The 19,086-nt window shown below is 64.3% G+C and carries 17 protein-coding genes and 1 tRNA gene; 11 read left to right on the forward strand and 7 right to left on the reverse strand.

The features are described 5' to 3' along the window. The first annotated feature begins 1 nt into the window (after position 1). Positions 2 to 1,090 carry a Gfo/Idh/MocA family protein gene (locus tag L6639_RS31310; protein WP_237865307.1) on the forward strand — a complete coding sequence of 363 codons (1,089 nt, stop codon included), beginning with the start codon at positions 2 to 4 and terminating at the stop codon, positions 1,088 to 1,090. 3 nt (positions 1,091 to 1,093) lie between these two features. Here the strand turns inward: L6639_RS31310 and L6639_RS31315 are convergent, their stop codons facing one another. Continuing rightward, complete coding sequence (locus tag L6639_RS31315) at positions 1,094 to 2,122, reverse strand: glycosyltransferase family 2 protein (protein WP_237865310.1); 1,029 nt, start codon at positions 2,120 to 2,122, stop codon at positions 1,094 to 1,096. Between the two features lie 1,039 nt (positions 2,123 to 3,161). On the opposite strand from L6639_RS31315, the gene L6639_RS31320 reads away from it, so the two are divergent. The 6 genes from L6639_RS31320 (at position 3,162) to L6639_RS31345 (ending at position 9,858) form a co-directional block, all read left to right on the forward strand. Next, positions 3,162 to 3,908 carry an IclR family transcriptional regulator gene (locus L6639_RS31320; protein ID WP_237865311.1) on the forward strand — a complete coding sequence of 249 codons (747 nt, stop codon included), beginning with the start codon at positions 3,162 to 3,164 and terminating at the stop codon, positions 3,906 to 3,908. 100 nt (positions 3,909 to 4,008) lie between these two features. Further along, positions 4,009 to 4,932, forward strand: a complete 924-nt coding sequence (locus L6639_RS31325) for an SMP-30/gluconolactonase/LRE family protein (RefSeq protein ID WP_237865313.1) — start codon at positions 4,009 to 4,011, stop codon at positions 4,930 to 4,932. Positions 4,933 to 5,272: 340 nt separating this feature from the next. Next, positions 5,273 to 6,637: an MFS transporter gene (locus tag L6639_RS31330; protein WP_237865318.1), complete on the forward strand. Its 1,365-nt coding sequence runs from the start codon at positions 5,273 to 5,275 to the stop codon at positions 6,635 to 6,637. 2 nt (positions 6,638 to 6,639) lie between these two features. After that, positions 6,640 to 7,554, forward strand: coding sequence for an NAD(P)-dependent oxidoreductase (locus L6639_RS31335; protein ID WP_237865320.1), 915 nt, complete (start codon positions 6,640 to 6,642; stop codon positions 7,552 to 7,554). Positions 7,555 to 7,579: 25 nt separating this feature from the next. After that, positions 7,580 to 8,902, forward strand: coding sequence for an MFS transporter (locus L6639_RS31340; RefSeq protein ID WP_237865327.1), 1,323 nt, complete (start codon positions 7,580 to 7,582; stop codon positions 8,900 to 8,902). Then, positions 8,899 to 9,858, forward strand: a complete 960-nt coding sequence (locus L6639_RS31345) for an amidohydrolase family protein (RefSeq protein WP_237865328.1) — start codon at positions 8,899 to 8,901, stop codon at positions 9,856 to 9,858. The genes L6639_RS31340 and L6639_RS31345 overlap by 4 nt, the downstream gene beginning before the upstream one ends. Positions 9,859 to 9,877: 19 nt before the next feature. Here the strand turns inward: L6639_RS31345 and L6639_RS31350 are convergent, their stop codons facing one another. Further along, positions 9,878 to 10,555, reverse strand: a complete 678-nt coding sequence (locus L6639_RS31350; protein WP_237865329.1) for an RraA family protein — start codon at positions 10,553 to 10,555, stop codon at positions 9,878 to 9,880. Between the two features lie 96 nt (positions 10,556 to 10,651). After that, entirely contained in the window at positions 10,652 to 11,164 is a 513-nt protein-coding gene (locus L6639_RS31355; RefSeq protein ID WP_237865330.1) for a 2'-5' RNA ligase family protein, read from the reverse strand. 118 nt (positions 11,165 to 11,282) lie between these two features. Here L6639_RS31355 and L6639_RS31360 point away from each other — a divergent pair, with 118 nt between their 5' ends. The 4 genes from L6639_RS31360 to L6639_RS31375 all read left to right on the forward strand — a co-directional run bounded on the left by L6639_RS31360 (position 11,283) and on the right by L6639_RS31375 (position 15,290). Further along, entirely contained in the window at positions 11,283 to 12,395 is a 1,113-nt protein-coding gene (locus tag L6639_RS31360; RefSeq protein WP_338076567.1) for an ABC transporter ATP-binding protein, read from the forward strand. Between the two features lie 33 nt (positions 12,396 to 12,428). Further along, positions 12,429 to 13,559 carry an ABC transporter substrate-binding protein gene (locus tag L6639_RS31365; protein WP_237865331.1) on the forward strand — a complete coding sequence of 377 codons (1,131 nt, stop codon included), beginning with the start codon at positions 12,429 to 12,431 and terminating at the stop codon, positions 13,557 to 13,559. An 88-nt stretch (positions 13,560 to 13,647) separates the two neighbouring features. Further along, positions 13,648 to 14,478: an ABC transporter permease gene (locus L6639_RS31370; protein ID WP_377819025.1), complete on the forward strand. Its 831-nt coding sequence runs from the start codon at positions 13,648 to 13,650 to the stop codon at positions 14,476 to 14,478. Then, a complete protein-coding gene (locus L6639_RS31375) occupies positions 14,478 to 15,290 on the forward strand; it encodes an ABC transporter permease (protein ID WP_377819026.1) in 813 nt (270 codons plus the stop codon). Before L6639_RS31370 ends, L6639_RS31375 begins: the two co-directional genes overlap by 1 nt. Here the strand turns inward: L6639_RS31375 and L6639_RS31380 are convergent. The 4 genes from L6639_RS31380 to L6639_RS31390 form a co-directional block, all read right to left on the reverse strand. Continuing rightward, positions 15,287 to 16,225: an N-acetylmuramic acid 6-phosphate etherase gene (locus L6639_RS31380; RefSeq protein WP_276576258.1), complete on the reverse strand. Its 939-nt coding sequence runs from the start codon at positions 16,223 to 16,225 to the stop codon at positions 15,287 to 15,289. The genes L6639_RS31375 and L6639_RS31380 overlap by 4 nt on opposite strands. A gap of 1,092 nt (positions 16,226 to 17,317) precedes the next feature. Next, a complete protein-coding gene (locus tag L6639_RS43125) occupies positions 17,318 to 17,446 on the reverse strand; it encodes a hypothetical protein (protein WP_256379163.1) in 129 nt (42 codons plus the stop codon). Positions 17,447 to 17,682: 236 nt separating this feature from the next. After that, positions 17,683 to 17,758 (reverse strand) — tRNA-Ile (locus L6639_RS31385). Positions 17,759 to 18,088: 330 nt separating this feature from the next. Beyond that, entirely contained in the window at positions 18,089 to 19,063 is a 975-nt protein-coding gene (locus tag L6639_RS31390) for a Bug family tripartite tricarboxylate transporter substrate binding protein (protein WP_237865337.1), read from the reverse strand. Positions 19,064 to 19,086 lie beyond the last annotated feature (23 nt).

The raw sequence follows: 19,086 nt of genomic DNA on the forward strand, positions 1-19,086 counted from the left end.
CATGTCGAAGCGTAGAACGGTTGCTGTCATCGGCCTCGGCATCGGCCGCAGCCATATCGACGAGGGCTATGCGCGCCTGCGCGATCGGTTCGATGTGCAGGTGATCTGCGATCTCAACGAGGAGCGCCTCGCCGCTGTCGGCGACGAGTTCGCGGTGCCGCGCCGGACCACCTCGTTCGACGAGGTGCTGGCCATGGGCGACGTCGAGATCGTCGATATCTGCACGCCGCCAACACTACACTTTCCGCAAGTCATGGCGGCGCTCGCCGCCGGCAAGCAGGTGATCTGCGAAAAGCCGCTGGTCGGCTCGCTGCAAGAGGTCGACCAACTCGCCGCCGCCGAGGCCACCTCGCGCGGGCGTCTCATGCCGGTGTTCCAGTATCGTTTCGGCAACGGCCTGCAGAAGGCACGGCGCATCATCGAGCTTGGCCTTTCCGGCAAGCCGTATCTGGCGACCATCGAGACCGCCTGGCTGCGCGGCGCCAAATATTATGCGGTGCCGTGGCGCGGCCGCTTCGAGACCGAATTGGGTGGGGCGCTGCTCACCCACGCCATTCATTCCCACGACATCCTGACCTGGCTGATGGGCGATATCGCCTCAGTGTTTGCGCGCACCGCAACGCGCGTCAATGACATCGAGGTCGAAGACTGTGCGGTGGCGAGCCTCGTGATGGCAACCGGCGCGCTGGCCTCGCTGGCCGCGACGCTGGGGTCGGCCAAGGAGATCAGCCGTCTCCGGCTGTGCTTCGAGCACGTCACCTTCGAGAGCTCGCTTTCGCCTTATGCTCCCGGCGACGATCCCTGGCAGATCATCGCCACCTCGCCGGAAGCAGAAGGGCGGATCGCCGCGGCGCTCGAAGGGTTCACCTTCGTGCCATCGCGCTTCGAAGGCCTGATGGCAGCCTATCATCAGGCGCTGGAATCGGGCGGCCCGTTGCCGGTGACGCTGAACGACGCGCGGCGTTCGCTGGAGCTGATCACCGCGCTCTATCATGCCGCTGAAACAGGCACGGCGGTGGCGCTGCCGATCGGCAAGGGCCACCCGAAATATCGCAGCTGGCGCCCGGCGGCGGCGACTGCGTCGGGATGATGCTCAGCTCGACATCAGTGTGCGCGCGGCACGGGCGAGACGACGGCTGACGGTCTTCTGCCGCAGCGCTTCGGTCCAGTCGAACATGCTTGAATTGACATCATAGTCGCCGCGCTGGGCGTCCGGTATCGCACCGGCGACGATGCGCGCGATCAGCTGCGGCAATTCCCGATAGAAGGTATCCGTGCGATAAGGTGGGTGGAGCGAGTAGAGCCCGGCGCCCGAACCGAGAAAGTCGATGCGGGAAAGATGATTGCGCATCATGGCCGCGGAGATGATCTCCTCCGCCGGCATCGTCAGCGGCGACTGGCGAAACAGTTTTGCGCGAATCCGGCGCTTGAGATTCGGACGCACCAGTTGCAGCGCTCCGATCGATGCATCGAACTTGGTCTGATCAAGCACGAAGATCCGCGTGCTCACCGTGCGAAAACGGTAAGCGGGGTAGGCGGCGTCCAGCCGTTCGGGCGGCTGGATGCCTGATAATCCCGGGAAGCCCCCATGCAGATCGCCGAGTGTGCCGTCAGTGCGGGGCGGCCCGGGAAGCGGTCCGGCGAACAGCGCATCGGGCGTTGTCTTCAGCCAGCGGATCGCTTCCTCCAGCCAGACCTGGCTGCCGCCGCCGAACAGCATGTCGCTGTCCATATGCACGACATAGTCCGCGTTCGTCTTCAACAGACCGTAGAAATAGGCGTGGAACGGCCCGCCATCGAAGGCCTTTTCCGGATAGGCGCTGGATGTCGAGAAATAGCGCTGCCGTACGGCCTCGAGCGCCGCCGGCGAATAGTCGACCTCGGAAATCTCTGCCTTCGGCGATTTCAGCGCGATGGCCTCCAGCAATGCGAACAGGCGCCTGCGGCTCTCCTCGTAAGCGCTGCCGGTATAGCGGCCGCTCTTGCTCTGCTTGGTGTCGACGGTGAAGACGATACGATCGACCTGATCGCCCCACACGTCGAGCTGATGCGGCAGTGTGTGGACCGCATGGCGCACGTCCAGCGGATGCAAATTGATCTGAAGCGCTGATCTGACTTGCATCTCATCTTTCCTTGCCGGTGCACGGGTCGGTCACGTCCATGAACAGCTCGCGTCTGAATCAGCTGCTCAAGGGAGGCGGCCTGAGCGCGGTCGGCCTGGATTGGCGCCTCTGTGGTCGTATGCGAAATTTATCAAAGATGGCCTTCATCAGAAGCCAATTCGTACTGCGTCGTTAATGAACCGCGGCAGGCAAAGGAGGGATCATTGCCGGCGATGCGTGGCTCGACCTGAGTTGCTCAACACGCAAGGGCTGGCGCAGCGGCGCGCGCAGCACGAAGAGGTGGTGAAGCGGGTCATCCCTCTGAGCGTCAATATTCGGGTAACCACTTTTGTTAAGGCAGGCGCACCGGCAACTTGTCGCGGGTTGGTTGGACCGGCAAGGCGCATCCGAAATAGGGTGGCTGGCCGCCGGCAGCAGCGACCGCGCCGCTGCGCTGGCGTCCGGTGCTAACCGCCCCATCCCGCAAACGGATTATGACCTGGTTCTGGCTGATCATCGTAGTGCGGGGTCGGCTGAGGGCGGGCCGGCGCTCCCGGTGAATAGGCCCAGGCCGCGGCGGCCCCTGTCGTCGAAACTCGGCCAGAGTGAACAGTTGCATGATGCCGATGTCCCTGGGCTGCCGTAGCGGCGCCGACGGGTGCGCACAGGAAAATCAAAAGGCTCAGGACCAGACTTGATCGCATGGTCATTTCTCCGATGGACTTACTGTGAACCAACAAGTGAGCCTCGGTCGATGTCCCCGCAATCCGCTACCGCCTCGCGGCGGGTAACATCCGCGGCATCATGCTCGGGTGACGGTGGAATTCGTGCGAATCTGCAAACCCGTCTTGCCGTGACGATTGACGCGATCCCTCGTCACGAGGTGAGCTTCTATCAACCCTTCTGGGCCGTCGCTGCACATCTGTTGAACGAATGCAGCGAACATCGGAGCTTCACGCTGCCTACGGTCGCGCAACATGAGCGCACCGCGATTCGAGGTCGTAGCCTCTTCTCCTCGTCGGCAGAATGCCTTAGGACGTGACGAGGACGAGGGGTGATATGGCAAAGCAGACCGTGAAGAAGCCGCCCGCACTCAAGGGCGTATCGGCAGCAGAACGCGCACTCGCGGTGCTGACCGCGTTCCGCCGCGGCGACGGCGCCTTGAGCCTGGCCGAGCTCGCGGAGCGGACCGGCCTCGTCAAGAGCACGATCCTGCGGCTGGCCTTGTCGCTGCAGCAATACCGGTTGCTCGCCCGCCTGCCGGACGGCTCCTACCGGCTCGATGCGGAGACCTTGCGCCTCGGCACCGCCTATCAGCAGGCGTTTCGTCTGGCCGACCATGTCATGCCGGTGCTCGAGCAGCTTGCGGCAAAGACCGGTGAGACCACGTCCTTCTATGTTCGCAATGGCGAGGAGAGGCTTTGTCTGTTCCGGGTGGAGAGCAGCAATCGCATCCGGATGACCGTGCAGCCGGGCGATACCCGCCCCATGGACAAGTCCGCCATCGCGCAAACGCTGCGGCGGTATGAGTCCGGGCCGCCCGAGCCTGATGACGAACTGCCGCTGTTCACCTCCGGTGTGACCGATCCTCATGCGGCCGCGCTCGCCATGCCCGTGTTCGGCATCGGCGACTCCCTGGTCGGGGCGCTGGCGGTCTCGGGGCCGGTCAGCCGGCTCACCACGGCGCGCGCGGAGCAGATCAAGGCGCCGTTGGTCGAGGCCGCAAGCAGGCTGACGCTGGCGTGCGGAGGAACTCCGACCTCGGGCACGGCGAAAAGCGGACGCAGGCGGACCGGTTCGACATAAAACGGAACGGCGTTTCGTTTTAGCTTGCCGCGTCGGCCTCGGCGGGCGACAATCGTGTCGAACTCGATGGTTCTGCCAAGCTCGTCCCAAAGGTTAGCCGATGACGTTCTTCAGCCCGCCGCGCCGGATCGAAACCAGCATCTTCACACGGCTGCCTGATCATCTTCGCAAGCCGCGCCGCACCGCCTGGGCGGATGCCAACCAGGGCGGACGCGAAATCGACTCCTTCCTGGAAGGGCCGTCCTTCGATCGGCAGGGGCGACTGTACATCACCGACATTCCCTATGGCCGCATCTTCCGCGTCAGCGCTGACGGCGTGTGGGAGCTGGTGTCCGAATATGATGGCTGGCCGAACGGCTTGAAGATCCACCGTGACGGCCGCGTGTTCATTACCGATTACAAGCGCGGGATCATGCTGCTCGATCCGGCCAGCGGCGCTGTGACGCCGTTCCTGGAGACGGCGGCGAGCGAGAGCTTCAAGGGCGTGAACGACCTCGTCTTCGCACCGTCTGGCAATCTCTATTTCACCGACCAGGGCCAGACGGGCATGCACGATCCCAGTGGCCGGGTCTGGAAGCTGACGCCGGCCGGCCGGCTCAGCTGCCTGATCAACACGATCCCGAGTCCGAACGGCATCGTCGTCGATGCCGAGGAAAGTTTTCTGCTTGTCGCGGTGACGCGCGCCAACCAGATCTGGCGCGTGCCGCTGCCGGCGAGCGGCCTCACCACGAAGGTCGGCATCTTCTCGCATCTGCATGGCGGTCCCGGCGGTCCCGACGGACTGGCGCTGGATGACGGCGGCAATCTGCTGGTCTGCCACACCGGCTTCGGCTCGGTCTGGCGGTTGTCGCAACTGGCTGAACCGCTCGACCGCATCGTTTCCTGCGCGGGTGTCGGTACGACCAATCTCGCCTTTGGCGGACCGCAGCGAAAGAGCCTCTTCATCACCGAGAGCCGCACTGGAACCCTGCTGCGCGCCGAACTCGAAACACCGGGCCTTCCGATGTTCTCGCACGCCGACTAGCTGCCACACACTGGGTGTCATCGCCCCGCCAGTGCGCAATTGCGCACTAGGACCGGGCGATCCAGTCCTCCGAGACAGAGTGATCGAGCCGAAAGGCCGCGGCGTGCTGGATGCCCCGGTCAAAACCAGGTCAAAGCCGGGGCATGACAGTGGAGATCGAGGCTGCGGCGACGCACCTTAACCGACGATTGGCGCTCACTTTTCCCTGGGACCAGCTGCGAAGGGCGCGCGACACCTTTCAATAAAATGAAACGGCGTTTCAAAATGAATTGCAACGCCGTTCTATTTTTGTTAAGGCGCTCCCCATGGCCGGGAGAACACCGGCGCCCGGAGGGAACCCATGGCAAGCGTTGCAGCCGCCTCAGGCCAACAGGGCTTCACACCCGAGGAGGAGAAGATCCTCTCGAAGGTGCTGTGGCGCATCGTGCCCTTTCTGCTGCTCTGCTACATCGTCGCCTATCTCGACCGGGTCAATGTCGGCATCGCCAGCCTGACGATGAACGGCGACCTCGGCATCTCGCCGTCTGCATTCGGCTGGAGCGCCGGGCTGTTCTTCTTCGGCTATTTCCTGGCGGAAGTGCCGAGCAATCTCGCCTTGCAGGCGATCGGCGCCCGCAAATGGATTGCCCGCATCCTGATCACCTGGGGCTTGATCTCGGCCGCAACCGCATTCGTGGTTGGTCCTGCGAGCTTCGGCGTCATGCGCTTCCTGCTCGGACTTGGCGAGGCCGGTTTCACGCCCGGCGTGTTCCTCTATTTCACCTATTGGTTTCCGGCGCGCGTCCGCGGCACGGCGACTGCGGCTTTTCTGCTCGGCATCCCGATCGCCAGCATCATCGGTGCGCCGATTTCGAGCTCGCTGCTCACCCTTGACGGCCTGGGCGGCCTGCATGGCTGGCAGTGGCTTTTGATCATCGAGGGCCTGCCGGCCACGTTGCTTGGCTTCGCGTGCCTCTTTGCGCTCACCGACAAGCCCGAACAGGCCAGCTGGCTCAGCCCCGCGGAGCGGACCTGGCTCGCAGGCGTGCTGGCGTCGGAACGCGAGGCCATTGCCGCCAGACACTCATCCCGCCTCAAGGATGCTTTCCTCAACTGGCGGGTTCTCGTCTGCGCGGCCGTGAATTTCTGCGCCATCATCGGCTCGGTCGGTCTAGGGCTGTGGATGCCGCAGATCATCAAAGGTTTCGGCTTCGGCGTCGTCGCCGTCGGCTTCATCGCCGCCATTCCCTATATCTGCGGCGCCATCACGATGATGCTATGGGCGCGGCTGTCGGACAACGGCGGCGAGCGCAGCTGGTTCGTGGCGTCGGGCCTGCTCGTCGGCGCGGCCTCGCTGATCGTCTGCGGCTACGCGACATCGTCCGCGCTGGTCTCGATCGTCGCCCTCTGCGGCGCCGTGATCGGCATCATGTGCTACCAGTCGACCTTCTGGCCGATCCCGTCGAGCTTCCTCACCGGCAGCGCCGCCGCGGGCGGTCTCGCGATGATCGTCTCGATCGGCAATCTCGGCGGCTTCGTCGGTCCTTATCTCATCGGTGTGATCAAGCAGTCGACCGACAGCTTCTCATGGGCCCTGATCTCGGTGGCTGCGTTTCTTGCGCTGGCTGCCATCCTGATCCGCCTGGTTGGCGCCAGCCTGCAGCGACAGGCCGGAACGGCTGACGGCCGCGCGGGCGCGATCGCACCCCTCTCGAAAGGAATTTGAAAATGAGCGAGCGAAAGCAGTTCCGTCTCGGTCTCGTCGGTTATGGCGAGATCGGCAGCACGCTGGGCAAGGGGCTGCGCGAGGCCGGCCTGCAGCAGATCTTTTGCTACGACAAATATGCCTTCGACGGTCCGTATGCCGATCTGATCCAGGGCCGTGCCAAGGCGGCGGGTGTCACTTTGGTCAAGTCCAATCAGGAATTGGCCGACGCAGCGGAGCTGATCTTCAGCGTCACGCCGGGCTCCAGGTCGCTCGAAAGCGCGGCCGCGTTTGCGCCTGTGCTCGATGGCCGCCACACCTTCCTCGACTTCGCCTCAGCTACGCCCAAGGTGAAATATGGCGTCGCCGAACGGCTCGCAGGGACAGGCGCCACGCTCGGTGACGGCTCCATCATGGGCACGCCCAAGCATGGCTATGCGATGCACATGATGTCGAGCGGTCCCGCCGGCCAGCGCGTGGTCGACCTGCTCGTGCCCTGGGGCATGAGCATCGAATTCGCCGGCGAGAAGCTCGGCACGGCCTCGGGCATCAAGATCCTTCGTTCGGTCCTGATCAAGGGCATCGAGGCGCTGATCGACGAGACGCTGCTCGCCGCCCGGTCCTATGGCCTGGACGAAACCGTATTGGCCTCGGCGTCGAAGACGCTGACGCGTCCGTTCATGGACACGGTCGAGAGCCTGACGCCCTCAGGCGTCATCCACGCCAAGCGACGCACCGAAGAGGTCGAGATGGCGGCCGAGGCGGTCGAGGATGCCGGCATCGAGCCGCTGATGGCGCGCGCGACCGCGGCACGGCTGCGCTGGAAGGACAGCCTGGGCCTGAAGGAGCACTTCAAAGGCGTCGTTCCCGAGAACTACAAGATCGCCATCGATGCGATCGCGACCCGGATGCAGGCCAGCGCGAAAGCAGCCGAATAGAGCCAACAATAAAAGGGAGAGAAACGTGACGGCTGCTCGAACGGACATCGACCCGATAGAGAAGGCGACGATGCGCAAGGTGATCCTGCGCCTCGTGCCGTTCCTGATGATCTGCTATTTCTTCGCGCTGCTCGATCGCGTCAATGTCGGCTTCGCGGCGCTGCAGATGAACAAGGATCTCGGGCTCACGCCGGCGATGTTCGGCTTCGGCGCCAGCCTGTTCTTCGTCTCCTATTTCCTGGTGGAAGTCCCCAGCAACCTGGCGCTGCAGAAATTCGGCGCGCGGCGCTGGATCGCCCGGATCATGATCACCTGGGGCTTGGTGACGGCGTGCATGGCGTTCGTCGTGGGGCCGTACTCGCTTTATGCGATGCGCTTCATCCTGGGCGCGGCGGAGGCCGGTTTCTTTCCCGGCGCGATCCTCTATCTGACCTATTGGCTGCCGTCCGAGTATCGCGCGCGCATCCTGGCGACTTTCACGGTCTCGATCCCGCTTGCGACCTTCCTGGGGTCACCGCTGTCGGTCGGCTTGCTCGAACTCGACGGCGCGCTTGGCCTGCGCGGCTGGCAGTGGCTGTTCATCCTGGAGGGATTGCCGACCGTTCTGCTCGGGCTTGCCTGCCTGTTCGTTCTGATCGACAGGCCCGAAGGGGCGTCCTGGCTGACCAATGAGCAGCGGGATTGGTTGACGGCACGCATGGCGGCGGATGCAGCCGCGCGCAAGCCGGTCGGTCATCTCTCGCTCTGGCAGCTTGCCACCAACAAATATTTCCTGGTCATGGCCCTGGTCTGCTCCGGCGCCTCCGCCACCGGCAGTGTGCTGTCGGTCTGGCAACCGCAGCTGCTGAAATCGTTTGGCCTGTCGAATCTGCAGACCGGCTTCGTCAATGCGATCCCCTACGGCATCGCGACCGTGCTCATGGTGCTGTGGGGCCGCCATTCGGATAAGACGGCCGAGCGCCGCTGGCACACGGCCATCCCGCTGCTGCTCGCCGCCGGCGGCTTCACCGCATTGGGCCTGACGGGAACGGCTGTTGCGCCGACCATCGTCATGGTGACGTTCTGCCTGGTGGGCGCCTATGCCTTCAAGGGGCCGTTCTGGGCGCTGTCGGCAAGCTGGCTTTCGACCAGCACGCTCGCCGCCGGCCTCGCCGGCATCAACGCGATCTCCAATTTGATCGGCGGCGGGTTGATGGTGAACGTGGTTGGCCTGGTCAAGCAGTCGACCGGAAGCTTCGTGCTCGGGATGCTGCCGCTTGCGCTGCTGTGTGCCGTGGCCGCGACCTGCGTCCTCGTGCTCGGCCGCAACGTCGCGCGTGCTGCCGACATGGTCGCGGTGAAATCATGAGCGAGCGCGGCAAGACGTCACGGCGCGCCATTAACAGGCGCGGCGTTCTCGTTGGTCTACTGGCTGCGAGCACGGGCGCCTGGGCGGACGGGGTCGAGCAGGCGGTGCCCAACAGCACCGGGTCGGCGCCGCCGCGCTTGAACGCGCCCGCGGACGCATGCGATTGCCATCACCATATCTACGACGGACGGTTTCCCGTTTCGCCGCATTGGCACCAGGGCCTTCCATCGGGTGCGGCCGTCGCGGATTATCGAAACCTCCGTCGCCGGCTCGGCACCACTAGGAGCGTGGTGGTGCAGCCATCGACATACGGGGTCGACAACCGGTGTCTCGCCGACGCACTGGGCCAGCTCGGCTCCTCGTCGCGCGGCGTAGCCGTGGTCGACGCCGACGTCGAGGAAGCAGAGCTGCGCGCGCTGGCCGACGCCGGCGTCTGCGCCATCCGCGTCAATTTCGTATCTCCGCAGACCTGGGGAACGACAACGCCGGAGATGCTTGCCGCGCTCGCGAGGCGCGTCAGCCCGCTGGGCTGGCACGTGCAGATCCTGATGACCGGCGATCAGATCGTCACTCATGAGAAAGTCATCCGGTCGCTGCCCACCAAGGTGGTCATCGACCATCTCGGGCGTATTCCGCAGCCCGATGGGGTCAAGCATCCTGCCTTCGCCGCCGTGCGTCGCATGCTCGATGAGGGGCGCACCTGGGTGAAGGTCACCGAGCCCTATGAGGACAGCAAGCTCGGTCCGCCCTATGCGGATTCCAGCGACGTTGCGCGTGCCTACGTGCAGGCCACGCCCGAGCGTATCCTGTGGGGCACCGACTGGCCGCATCCGACCCAGCGCGGCACCAAGCCGGATGATGCGTCATTGCTCGATCTTCTCGCCGACTGGGCGCCGGACGAAAAAACCCGCCGGCGCATCCTGGTCGATAATCCGGTCGAACTGTTCGGCTTCTAACCACCTGGCCGAAGGCGTCTCAATCGACGCCTTCGCACTTCAGCTCGCGCAATTGCTTGTCCACCCAGGAGGCGTCGTGGGTGCCGGCCTCGATATTGGCCATCTGCTTCTGCTCGGCCTCGAACTTCGCGGTGGCGGCCTTGAACACCGCCTCGGTCTGATCGAACGGCACGCAGAGCAGGCCGTCATCGTCGCCGATGATGAGGTCGCCGGGCTCGATCACCATGCCGTCGATCGCGATCGCAACGTTGATTTCGCCCGGGCCATTCTTGTAAGGGCCGCGATGGGTCACGCCCGCCGCGAAAACCGGAAATGTCTGGCTGCGGATGAAGCCGGCGTCACGGATCGCGCCGTTGATGACGAGGCCCGCCACGCCGCGCTTGACCATCTGCATCATCATCATCTCGCCGGTGATGGCATTGGTCAGGTCGCCGCCGGCATCGACGACGATGACGTCGCCGCGCTCGGCCAGCGCGATCGCCTTGTGCACCATGAGATTGTCGCCGGGCGCCGTCTTGACCGTCAGTGCCGCGCCCGCCAGCCCGCCACTCCCGTGCATCGGACGAAGCCGCGCACCGCCGGCCGTCAGGCGCGACATGCTGTCGCTGACATTGGCGACAGGCAGGCGCGCAAAACGCTCGACGACATCGGCGCCGATCTTCCTGTTGCGTTTCAAGATTCTGAATCCGACGGGCATGAATGGTTCTCCAAATGGGCTGGAAAATCCATAGAACGACGTTTCGTTTTTCGCAATGTGCATGATGAGAGGAACTGGTCGGTCTCCTCACAAGCCTCAGCGCCCGAGCGGCACCGAGGCCTGGATCGTCCAATCGGCGATGGGGATGTCCTGTCCTGAACGGACGACGCAAATTCTGTCGAAGGTAATGGCGCGACCCGCGAGGCGCTGCCCGAATTCGGCTGATGCCGGCGCCTTCACGACCTCCGGCAGGTTGCCATAGAGCAGCGAGACATGCGGCATGAAGCGTTCAGCTTCCTGCGGATCGAGGCGTCGCTTCAGCCTGGAGAGCGGCGCCGAAACGGCGAAGCGCACGTAGAAAGCCCGGAAGAACGCCTGCGTCGTCTCGATCCCAGCGATCGGCTCGGCGAAGACCTGCGACGCAGCGGCTGCTGCCCGAGCGTCCTCGTGGAGATGCTCGAACGTTGCATTGGTGTCGCCGCGCAGCGTCAGATGCGGCGCGAAATTCGGCGTGCCGAAGCGCGCCGCAAGCTCGCCGATGAGCGAAGCCAGAAACGCTTCGTCTTCGGGGCACGGCATGAGCCAGAGCGATCGGATCTCGACGGTCATCGGGAGTCATAAATCTGTTGCACGAGCGCGCTAGGGGTCGGTATGTTTATTCCACGCTGATCGCAGAATGGAAGAACAATTCCATCTGAGCAAATAGGGCGGCGTGGAGGAGCGAAACGTGCGGGCGGGCTCGCAAGCTATGTCGGGTGTCGGCGCGGCAATCGAGGTGCGCGGCCTGCACGTCGCCTATGGCGGCACGAAAGTGCTTCACGGCGTCGATCTCGATTTTGCGCCGGGGTCTTTCACGGCGTTGCTCGGCTCCTCCGGCTGTGGCAAGACCACGCTTCTGCGCTCGCTCTCCGGCTTTGTGCCGGTCTTGTCCGGCTCGATTGCCGTCGGTGGCAAGGACGTCGCCGGTCTGCCGCCCGAGAAGCGCGGCATGGCGATGGTGTTCCAGTCCTATGCGCTCTGGCCGCATATGACGGTGCTCCAGAACATCGGCTACGGCCTGAAGCTGCGCGGGGTGTCCAAGCGCGACATCGCCGCCAAGGTGTCCTCGCTGCTGGCGATGCTCGGGCTCGCCGGCTACGAAGATCGCAAGGTCACGGCCATGTCGGGCGGGCAGCGGCAGCGTGTCGCGCTGGGACGCGCGCTGGCGGTCGACCCCGGCATCCTGCTGCTGGACGAGCCTCTGTCCAACCTCGACGCCAAGATCCGCATGACGATGCGTCACGAAATCCGCGCCATCCAGCAGCGGCTCGGCGTCACCACGATCCATGTCACGCATGACCGCGAGGAGGCGATGACGATGGCCGACAGGCTGGTCATCATGAATGCTGGCCGCATCGCGCAGATCGGTACGCCGGAGGAGGTCTATGACCGGCCGAACAGCGCCTTCGTCGCCAATTTCATGGGCGCCGAGAACGTACTGCCCGTCCGTGTCGAGTCCGGCGAGGGCCCCGCCACGATCGCGGCTGGCGAGGCGCGCTATGTGCTCCCCCGTGAACGCGACCTTGCTCTGCCAGCGGGCGAAGCACTCGCCTATTTCCGCGACGACGTCGCCAGTCTGGATGCGCCCGATGCCGCACCGGGCGAGGATCTGGTGGTGCCGGGCCGCATTGCGGCGCGCAGCTATCCGGGTGGGCTCTACCGCTACAGGGTCGAGGTCGCCGGCCGCCAGCTGACCGTTGATCACGCCATCAGGCATGAGCCCGGCGCGGCCGTCGGCCTGCGTATCCCGCTTTCACGCCTTCACATCTTCCCGGCTGCACAGGCGTCCATCCCTGCCTGACCCCTTCCAACGATCCGACACGGAGCCAGACTCATGCGCCTTCTCACGATTGCCACCTCGCTCGCCGCGCTGATCGCGGCTTCGCCGCTCGCTGCGCAAACGCTCAACGTCGCCTCCGCGGGCGATCAGAATATGGTCGACTACGTCAAGGACTACCTTGCCCCGATGTTCGAGAAGGCCCATCCGGGCGTCAAGATCGTCGCGGTCGGCACCGGGCCGGGCGATGCCGGCTCGCAGAAGATTTACGAGAAGCTCAACGCCCAGAAAGGCGCGACCGCAACCGATTTCGATGTGGTGGTGATCCACCAGAAGGCCGCCGGCCAGATGGTCAAGGAGGGCCTGCTCGACAAATATTCGGCCGATGTCGATACCGCCAAGCTCGCCACGGGCGACGCGTCCAGGAACGCGCTCGGCACCGACGTGAGCGGCTACGTCATCCCGATGTTCCAGTCGCAGACCGCGCTCGCCTACAATGCCGACATGGTCAAGACGCCGCCGGCGAGCTTTGCCGAACTCGCCGATTGGGCCAAGAAGAATCCGAAGCAGTTCGGCTATAACGGCATCAAGGGTGGCATGTCGGGCGTCGCCTTCGTTGCCGGCTGGGTCTACGCATTCGGCGGCGATGCCGACAAGCTGATCAAAGGCCCCTACGACGCCGCCACCAAGGCCAATTGGGACAAGGCCTTCGCGGATCTGAAGGCCTTCAACGCCAACGCCACCATCACCCCCGGCAATGCCGGCACGCTCGACATGTTGAACCGCGGCGAGATTGCGATCGGCCCTGTCTGGGTCGACATGTTCTACTCGTGGCAGGCCGACGGCAAGCTGCCGCCGAACATGAAGCTGAAACTGATCTCGCCCGGCATGCCCGGCCAGCCGATGTATTATTCGATTCCGGAGAAATCGGCACAGAAGAAGCTGGCCGAGGCCTTCATTGCGCTTGCAACTTCGCCGCAAGTCCAGGCCGACGGCATCGTCAAGAAGTTCAACTGGTATCCGGGCATCGACGCCAAGAACCTCGAAGGCAAGCTCGACAAGGCCGCCTGGGACAAGCTCTTCAGCGACGTTACGCCGGCCGAGCTCGCCAGCAACGGCAAGCCCTTTCCGATAGCGCCCTACTTCAACGACATCCTCGAGGGCTACGAGAAGAAGGTCGCGAATTGAGGTTCGTTGCGAGGGTCGTGATTCTCGGGCGCGTGCCCGGGAGTCACGACCTTTCTCCTCTGCGCCGTTGTCAGCAGGTTCGATGTCCATCTCCCAACGCCAGCTCGCTCTGCTGCTCATCGCGCCTGGCCTCGCGCTGGTGGCGGCGCTGTTTCTCTATCCGCTGAGCTTCTCGCTGATCTCGGCCTTCACGGGGCCGAAAGGAGGCGTCTCGCTGGATGCCTTTCGCAAGGCCTGGGAGCTCTATTCCGGCGACGTCCTCTTTACCGTCGTGATCGTGCTCGCCTCCTGCTCGTTCACGGGGCTCGCCGCCATCATCATCGCCGGCACGCTGACGCTCGGCGAGAACCGCTGGATCGTTGGCACGCTGAAAGCGCTCTATCGCTGGCCGCTCTTCATCCCGTTCATCGTCGCGGCACAGTGCATGCGCACCTTCCTCGCCAAAAACGGGCTGATGAACAATTCCTTCGTCGCCATGGGGCTCATGGAGCCGCTCCAGGCGGTAAGCTTCCTCGACTGGCGCGGCATCATCGCCACCTTCGTCTGGAAGCAGACGCCCTTCGTAGCCCTGCTGCTCGCGGGTGCGCTCGCCGCGATCGACCGCGCGACGCTTGAAGCGGGCCGTAATCTCGGTGCCTCCCGCTTGCGTGTGCTGGTCGAGCTCGCGTTGCCTCAGGTGATGCCGCAGCTCCTGGTGGCGCTGGTGCTGTCGTTCGTGACGATGCTCTCGGTGCTGTCGGTCCCGATGATGGTGGCGGGATCGCAGCCCACCCTGCTGACCGTCGACATGGCCTTCCGCATCAACGCCTATGGCGATTACGCCACGGCGAATGCGCTCGGCGTCATCACCTATCTGCTCTCGGCCGGCGCTGCGATCATCTATCTGAAGCGCGGCATGGCCAAGGAGAGCGCGGCATGATGCGTCTGGCATCTTCGTTGCGCACGGCGCTGGCCGTGGTCCTGCTCGCCGCCTTTGCCTTCGTGCTGATCGGCCCGCTCGCCAACCTCGCGCTCTGGTCCGTGGCCGAGCGCTGGTACACGCCCTACAAGCTGCCGGTGACCTACGGCACGCGCTATTGGCAGCAGGTCTTCCGCCCCTCAGGCGACGCCATGGCCTCGCTCGGCACATCGGTCTGGATCGCGGTCCTGACGGTCGTCGTTGCGCTCGCGCTCTCGATTCCGGCCGGCTATGCGCTGGCGCGGCTGAAGCTGCCGGCGCGCGCCCTGTTCATGGTTGTGTTCCTGCTGCCGCAGGCCTTTCCGTCGGTCGCGATCTACATCAACGTCGCCCGCGTCTTCTACCAGCTCGGCATCAACGGCACTGTCTTCGCCGTGGTGCTCGTCCACGCCGCGCACGGGCTGGTCTATTCGGTCTGGATCGCGGCCGCCGCCTTCGGCGCGGTCGACAAGGATCTGGAGCTTGCGGCGCGCAACATCGGCGCCTCGCCGCTTCTGACGTTCTTCTCGGTGACGCTGCCGCTGGCGGCACCCGGCATCGTCGCCAGCGGCATCTTTGTCTTCCTGGAATCGCTCGACGAGTTCACCGGCACCTTCTTCGTCGGCGTGCCGCAGGTCACGACCCTGCCGCTGCTGCTCTACAATGCGGCGATGGGCGGCAACTATCAGGTCGCCTCGATCACGGCGCTGATCCTCCTCGTGCCCTCGGTGCTGTTCATGCTCTTCATCGAGCGCTTCCTGCGCGCCGACGTGCTGGCCAAGGTCGGCGCCTAGCCCCGATCCCTGGCGAGCTCGGCAAGCACGCGGCGGAGATTGCCGTCGCCGTCCTTCAGAAGGGCCTCCGCATCAGCCCTGCTGACACCCAGCGCCAGAAGCACCGCCGTCTTGACGTCTCCTTCGGCCTGCTCGAGCGAGCGTGCCGCGTGCGACGGGTCGCAGTCGGCGATTTGTGCCACCATGGCTTCGGCGCGCCGCTTCAGCTTGGCATTGGTCGGCGGCATGTTCACCATCATGCCGCGATACACCCGGCCAAGGCGCAGCATGATCCCCGAAGAGATCAGGTTGAGCACGACCTTTTGCGCGGTGCCCGCCTTCATCCGCGTGGAGCCGGCGATCAGTTCGCGGCCGGTCTCGATCAGGATCGGAAACTTTGCCGATGCCAGCAGGGCGGTGCCGGGATTGTTGGCGACAGCGACCGTCACTGCATCGAAAGAGCCTGCGTGCTCCAGCGCCGCGACCGTGAACGGCGTTGTGCCGCTGGCGGCGACCGCGATCACCACGTCATGGGGCGTCAGCCGTACGGCCTCGATCTGCGCGACGGCATCATCGACATCGTCCTCCGCACCCTCGATGCTGGTGACGAACGCCTTGTCACCGCCGGCGAGGACGAAGCGGACGCGCTCGCGGGGCCAGGCGAAGGTCGGTGTCAGCTCGGCGCCGTCCTGCACCGCCACGCGGCCCGAGGTGCCGGCGCCGACATAGACAATGCGACCGCGATCGCTGAGCGCAGTCTTGGCCGCTTCGGCTGCCGCGGTGATTGCGGGAAGGGCATGGCCGATCGCGGCGACCGCCGCAAGCTGGCCCTCCCACATCGCTTCCATCGCCGAATTCAGCGGCCATGCATCAAGGTCGGCAAATCTGGGATCGACTTCTTCGGTCGCCATGCCGCTGATCCAAGCCTCAAACGCGGAACTTCGGAGCCTGTTCATAGTAGGTTTCTCTCCTCGGCAGGTCCAGCTTGGCTAGGTCCAGGTTGGCCGGGTCAGCGCGGCAGCTGAATTCGCCGCCATCAATGGCGAGAGGCCTGGTACCTTTTGTTCCCATGGGACCTTAACGCGAGGAATTAGCTCCGGGTCCCTGAAGCCGCTGTGTACGCGAATGATCCGGGCGGGGCGGGGCTCGCCTCACGAGTCCGTGACGGCGATTCTCGGTTCAGCACCGAGGGGCCAATCTGGGTCTTCCGCCTTTCTCTCGATTGCCGCGCAGCGGCGAGCCTTCAAGTCGACGAACAGGGCCCGAAGAATTGAGTGCACTGTCACCGAAATTCGAGAATCTGGTGGCGCCGCACGGCCGCTGCTTCATTGCCCGCGGTTGCCCTTGCCGAATAGCGAACCGCACATCGAATAGAACGAACACACGGGACTACCGAAGCGCCTGAGCGGTCGGCGGCGAATCACGGATCAATCTACAGACTCGGGCTACCGGCGCGACCCCGAACGTTGCCTGCACTGCAAATTGAGGACGGTCAGCGTAAGACCCTGAGGCTCAATAAGGGCGATAGTAGTCGCGCCGCCATCGCGGCCGGTACTCCTCCCGGTAGTATCGACGGGGCCCGTAGTAAGCGTAGCCTTGGCGAGCTGCCTGATACTGCGGCGGAATGACACCGTTGGGATAGCAATTCCCGTGGATGTCTATGTCATAGCCATTCCCACACCAGCCGCCACGAACTTGTACGATCGGGGCATCGCTTTGAATTGCAGGTGCTTCGGTTTGGACCGCTGTGGGTGCCCCAATTTGGAGAGCAAGGATCGTTGCGGCAGCTGCGCTGGTCAGTGGCATGTTCAGTTCCTCCCGTGGCTTGTAAGGGTTAAACGCCGCAGAGCTTGGCCCGGTTTCCTGGACGGGAATGGATTTTGCCGCGGCACGCGGCGTTCATCGCTTATTCATATTCAGCAACGCGGTCTCGTGGCCGGAATTACGGAATTACGGTGACAGTGCACTTAATTCACAAGGCTTGGTGGCGATCATTGGAGTGCACTGTCACCGCAGCTTCTGGCAATTGAAGGGCCATCAACCCAACATTACCGCACCCCCGTGCCTTTGCAGCGCTGGCACTTCACCACCTTGTCGCCCTTCTTGAGCAAGCCCTTGCCTTCACAGTTCTTGCATTTCTGTTTCTTCTTGATGTTCGGGCCTTTTTCGCTGGCCATGAAAATCTCCTGCCGTGAGAGTGGGGGCGACTGGTGGCTAGTAAGAACTTGTGTCCGCAAGAGCGCCAGTCCGTCGTCGCTTCCGCTGCGCTCCAGCTATGCCGGACACGCTTCGCCCTTCGGCTCCTGCGTGGCTGCTCCGCCCGCCTGCGCCCGGTGGGCTTCGGCGCGGCAGCCTTCGCTTGCCTTTCGTGGCACCGGCTCGCCGAGCCGAAGCTCGCGAAGCGAGCGAAGGCTGGTGGGCCCGGCAGGACTCGAACCTGCAACCAGACCGTTATGAGCGGCCGGCTCTAACCATTGAGCTACAGGCCCCGCCGCGAGACGGCCCGCGGAACGCGCGGCCGGCAACGGTGCGCGGTTCGTTTACAGGGATGGAGGCGGGGGTGCAATGCCGGGCCGCGCGACGCGGAACGTCAGCGCGACGTCGAGGGCGATTTCCAAATTACCGAATTTTGCGATGATGGCCTTATACGCCTGTTTTGCCCGACGGAACAACCGTTTTTTCGGTGGTTTTGATTTTTGCTGCCGTAACCCGTTGTAATCCCCTCACTTTCTACTGTGCATGGGGTTGTTTTGGTGTTTTGACGGGAGGGGGCCCTTAAGTCCCCTCCTGCCGGCCCGAATAAGCAGAGGACAGCCCGCTCAATCCACCGAGACCCCGGCGAACTCCACGACCTTCTTCCACTTCTCGGTCTCCTCAGTGACGAGCTTGCCGAACTCGGCCGGCGTCATCGGCCTCGGGATGCCGCCATTCTCGGTCAGCCGCGCCGCCACCTTCGGGTCTTTCAGCGCGTCGTTGACCGCCTTGTTGAGGAGCTCGACGATTTCCGGTGGCGTGCCCTTCGGCGCGGAGATGCCGTAGAAGCCGACCGACTCGAAGCCCGGCACGGTCTCGGCGATGGCGGGCACGTCGGGCACCGCGGGCCAGCGCTGCGGCGAGGTCACGCCGAGTGCGCGGACATTGCCGCCGCGCGACTGCTCGAGCGCGGACGGCAAATTGTCGAAGATCAGCTGCACCTTGTTGGAGATGATGTCGGGGAAGGCAATCGCCGAGCCGCGATAGGGCACATGCACCATGTCGCACTTGGTCATCGCCTTGAACAGCTCCGCCGACATGTGCACCGAGGTGCCGTTGCCTGACGAGGCGAACGAGATCTTGCCGGGGTTGGCCTTGCAATAGTCGATGAACTCCTGGACCGTCTTCACCGGCATCGCATTGGAGACGACCAGCATGTTGGTGAGCTGCATGATGCTCGCGACCGGCGTGGTGTCGCGCAAAAAGTCGAACGGCAGCTTCTTGTACAGCGAGGTCGAGATCGCGTTGTTGGGCGCGACGAACAGAAGCGTGTAGCCGTCGGGGGCTGAGTTGATCGCGGCGGCGGCCGCGATGTTGCCGCCGGAGCCGGTGCGGTTCTCGACGATGAACTGCTGGCCGAGATGGTCCGACAACCACTGCGCCATGATGCGCGCGACGATGTCGACCGGGCCGCCGGCGGCAAAGCCGATCAGCCAGTGCACGGGGCGGTCGGGATAGGCGGCGGAGGCGCGAGGGGTGGCGGCGAGGAGACCTGACAGCAAGACCAGCCCGAAAACAGCGCACCGCAAAATTCGCAACATGACGCCTCCCATTGCTTTATTGT

Origin of the sequence: Bradyrhizobium zhengyangense, assembly GCF_022012555.1 — a bacterium.
Taxonomy (GTDB): domain Bacteria; phylum Pseudomonadota; class Alphaproteobacteria; order Rhizobiales; family Xanthobacteraceae; genus Bradyrhizobium; species Bradyrhizobium zhengyangense.

Bases quoted from the DNA above. Each gene is read 5' to 3' on its own strand.
- L6639_RS31375 (WP_377819026.1), top strand. From the start codon at position 14,478: ATGCGTCTGGCATCTTCGTTGCGCACGGCGCTGGCCGTGGTCCTGCTC.
- L6639_RS31310 (WP_237865307.1), top strand. From the start codon at position 2: ATGTCGAAGCGTAGAACGGTTGCTGTCATCGGCCTCGGCATCGGCCGC.
- L6639_RS31350 (WP_237865329.1), bottom strand. From the start codon at position 10,555: ATGCCCGTCGGATTCAGAATCTTGAAACGCAACAGGAAGATCGGCGCC.
- L6639_RS31325 (WP_237865313.1), top strand. From the start codon at position 4,009: ATGACGTTCTTCAGCCCGCCGCGCCGGATCGAAACCAGCATCTTCACA.
- L6639_RS31335 (WP_237865320.1), top strand. From the start codon at position 6,640: ATGAGCGAGCGAAAGCAGTTCCGTCTCGGTCTCGTCGGTTATGGCGAG.
- L6639_RS31320 (WP_237865311.1), top strand. From the start codon at position 3,162: ATGGCAAAGCAGACCGTGAAGAAGCCGCCCGCACTCAAGGGCGTATCG.
- L6639_RS31380 (WP_276576258.1), bottom strand. From the start codon at position 16,225: ATGAACAGGCTCCGAAGTTCCGCGTTTGAGGCTTGGATCAGCGGCATG.
- L6639_RS31330 (WP_237865318.1), top strand. From the start codon at position 5,273: ATGGCAAGCGTTGCAGCCGCCTCAGGCCAACAGGGCTTCACACCCGAG.
- L6639_RS31365 (WP_237865331.1), top strand. From the start codon at position 12,429: ATGCGCCTTCTCACGATTGCCACCTCGCTCGCCGCGCTGATCGCGGCT.
- L6639_RS31315 (WP_237865310.1), bottom strand. From the start codon at position 2,122: ATGCAAGTCAGATCAGCGCTTCAGATCAATTTGCATCCGCTGGACGTG.
- L6639_RS31390 (WP_237865337.1), bottom strand. From the start codon at position 19,063: ATGTTGCGAATTTTGCGGTGCGCTGTTTTCGGGCTGGTCTTGCTGTCA.
- L6639_RS31355 (WP_237865330.1), bottom strand. From the start codon at position 11,164: ATGACCGTCGAGATCCGATCGCTCTGGCTCATGCCGTGCCCCGAAGAC.
- L6639_RS43125 (WP_256379163.1), bottom strand. From the start codon at position 17,446: ATGGCCAGCGAAAAAGGCCCGAACATCAAGAAGAAACAGAAATGCAAG.
- L6639_RS31345 (WP_237865328.1), top strand. From the start codon at position 8,899: ATGAGCGAGCGCGGCAAGACGTCACGGCGCGCCATTAACAGGCGCGGC.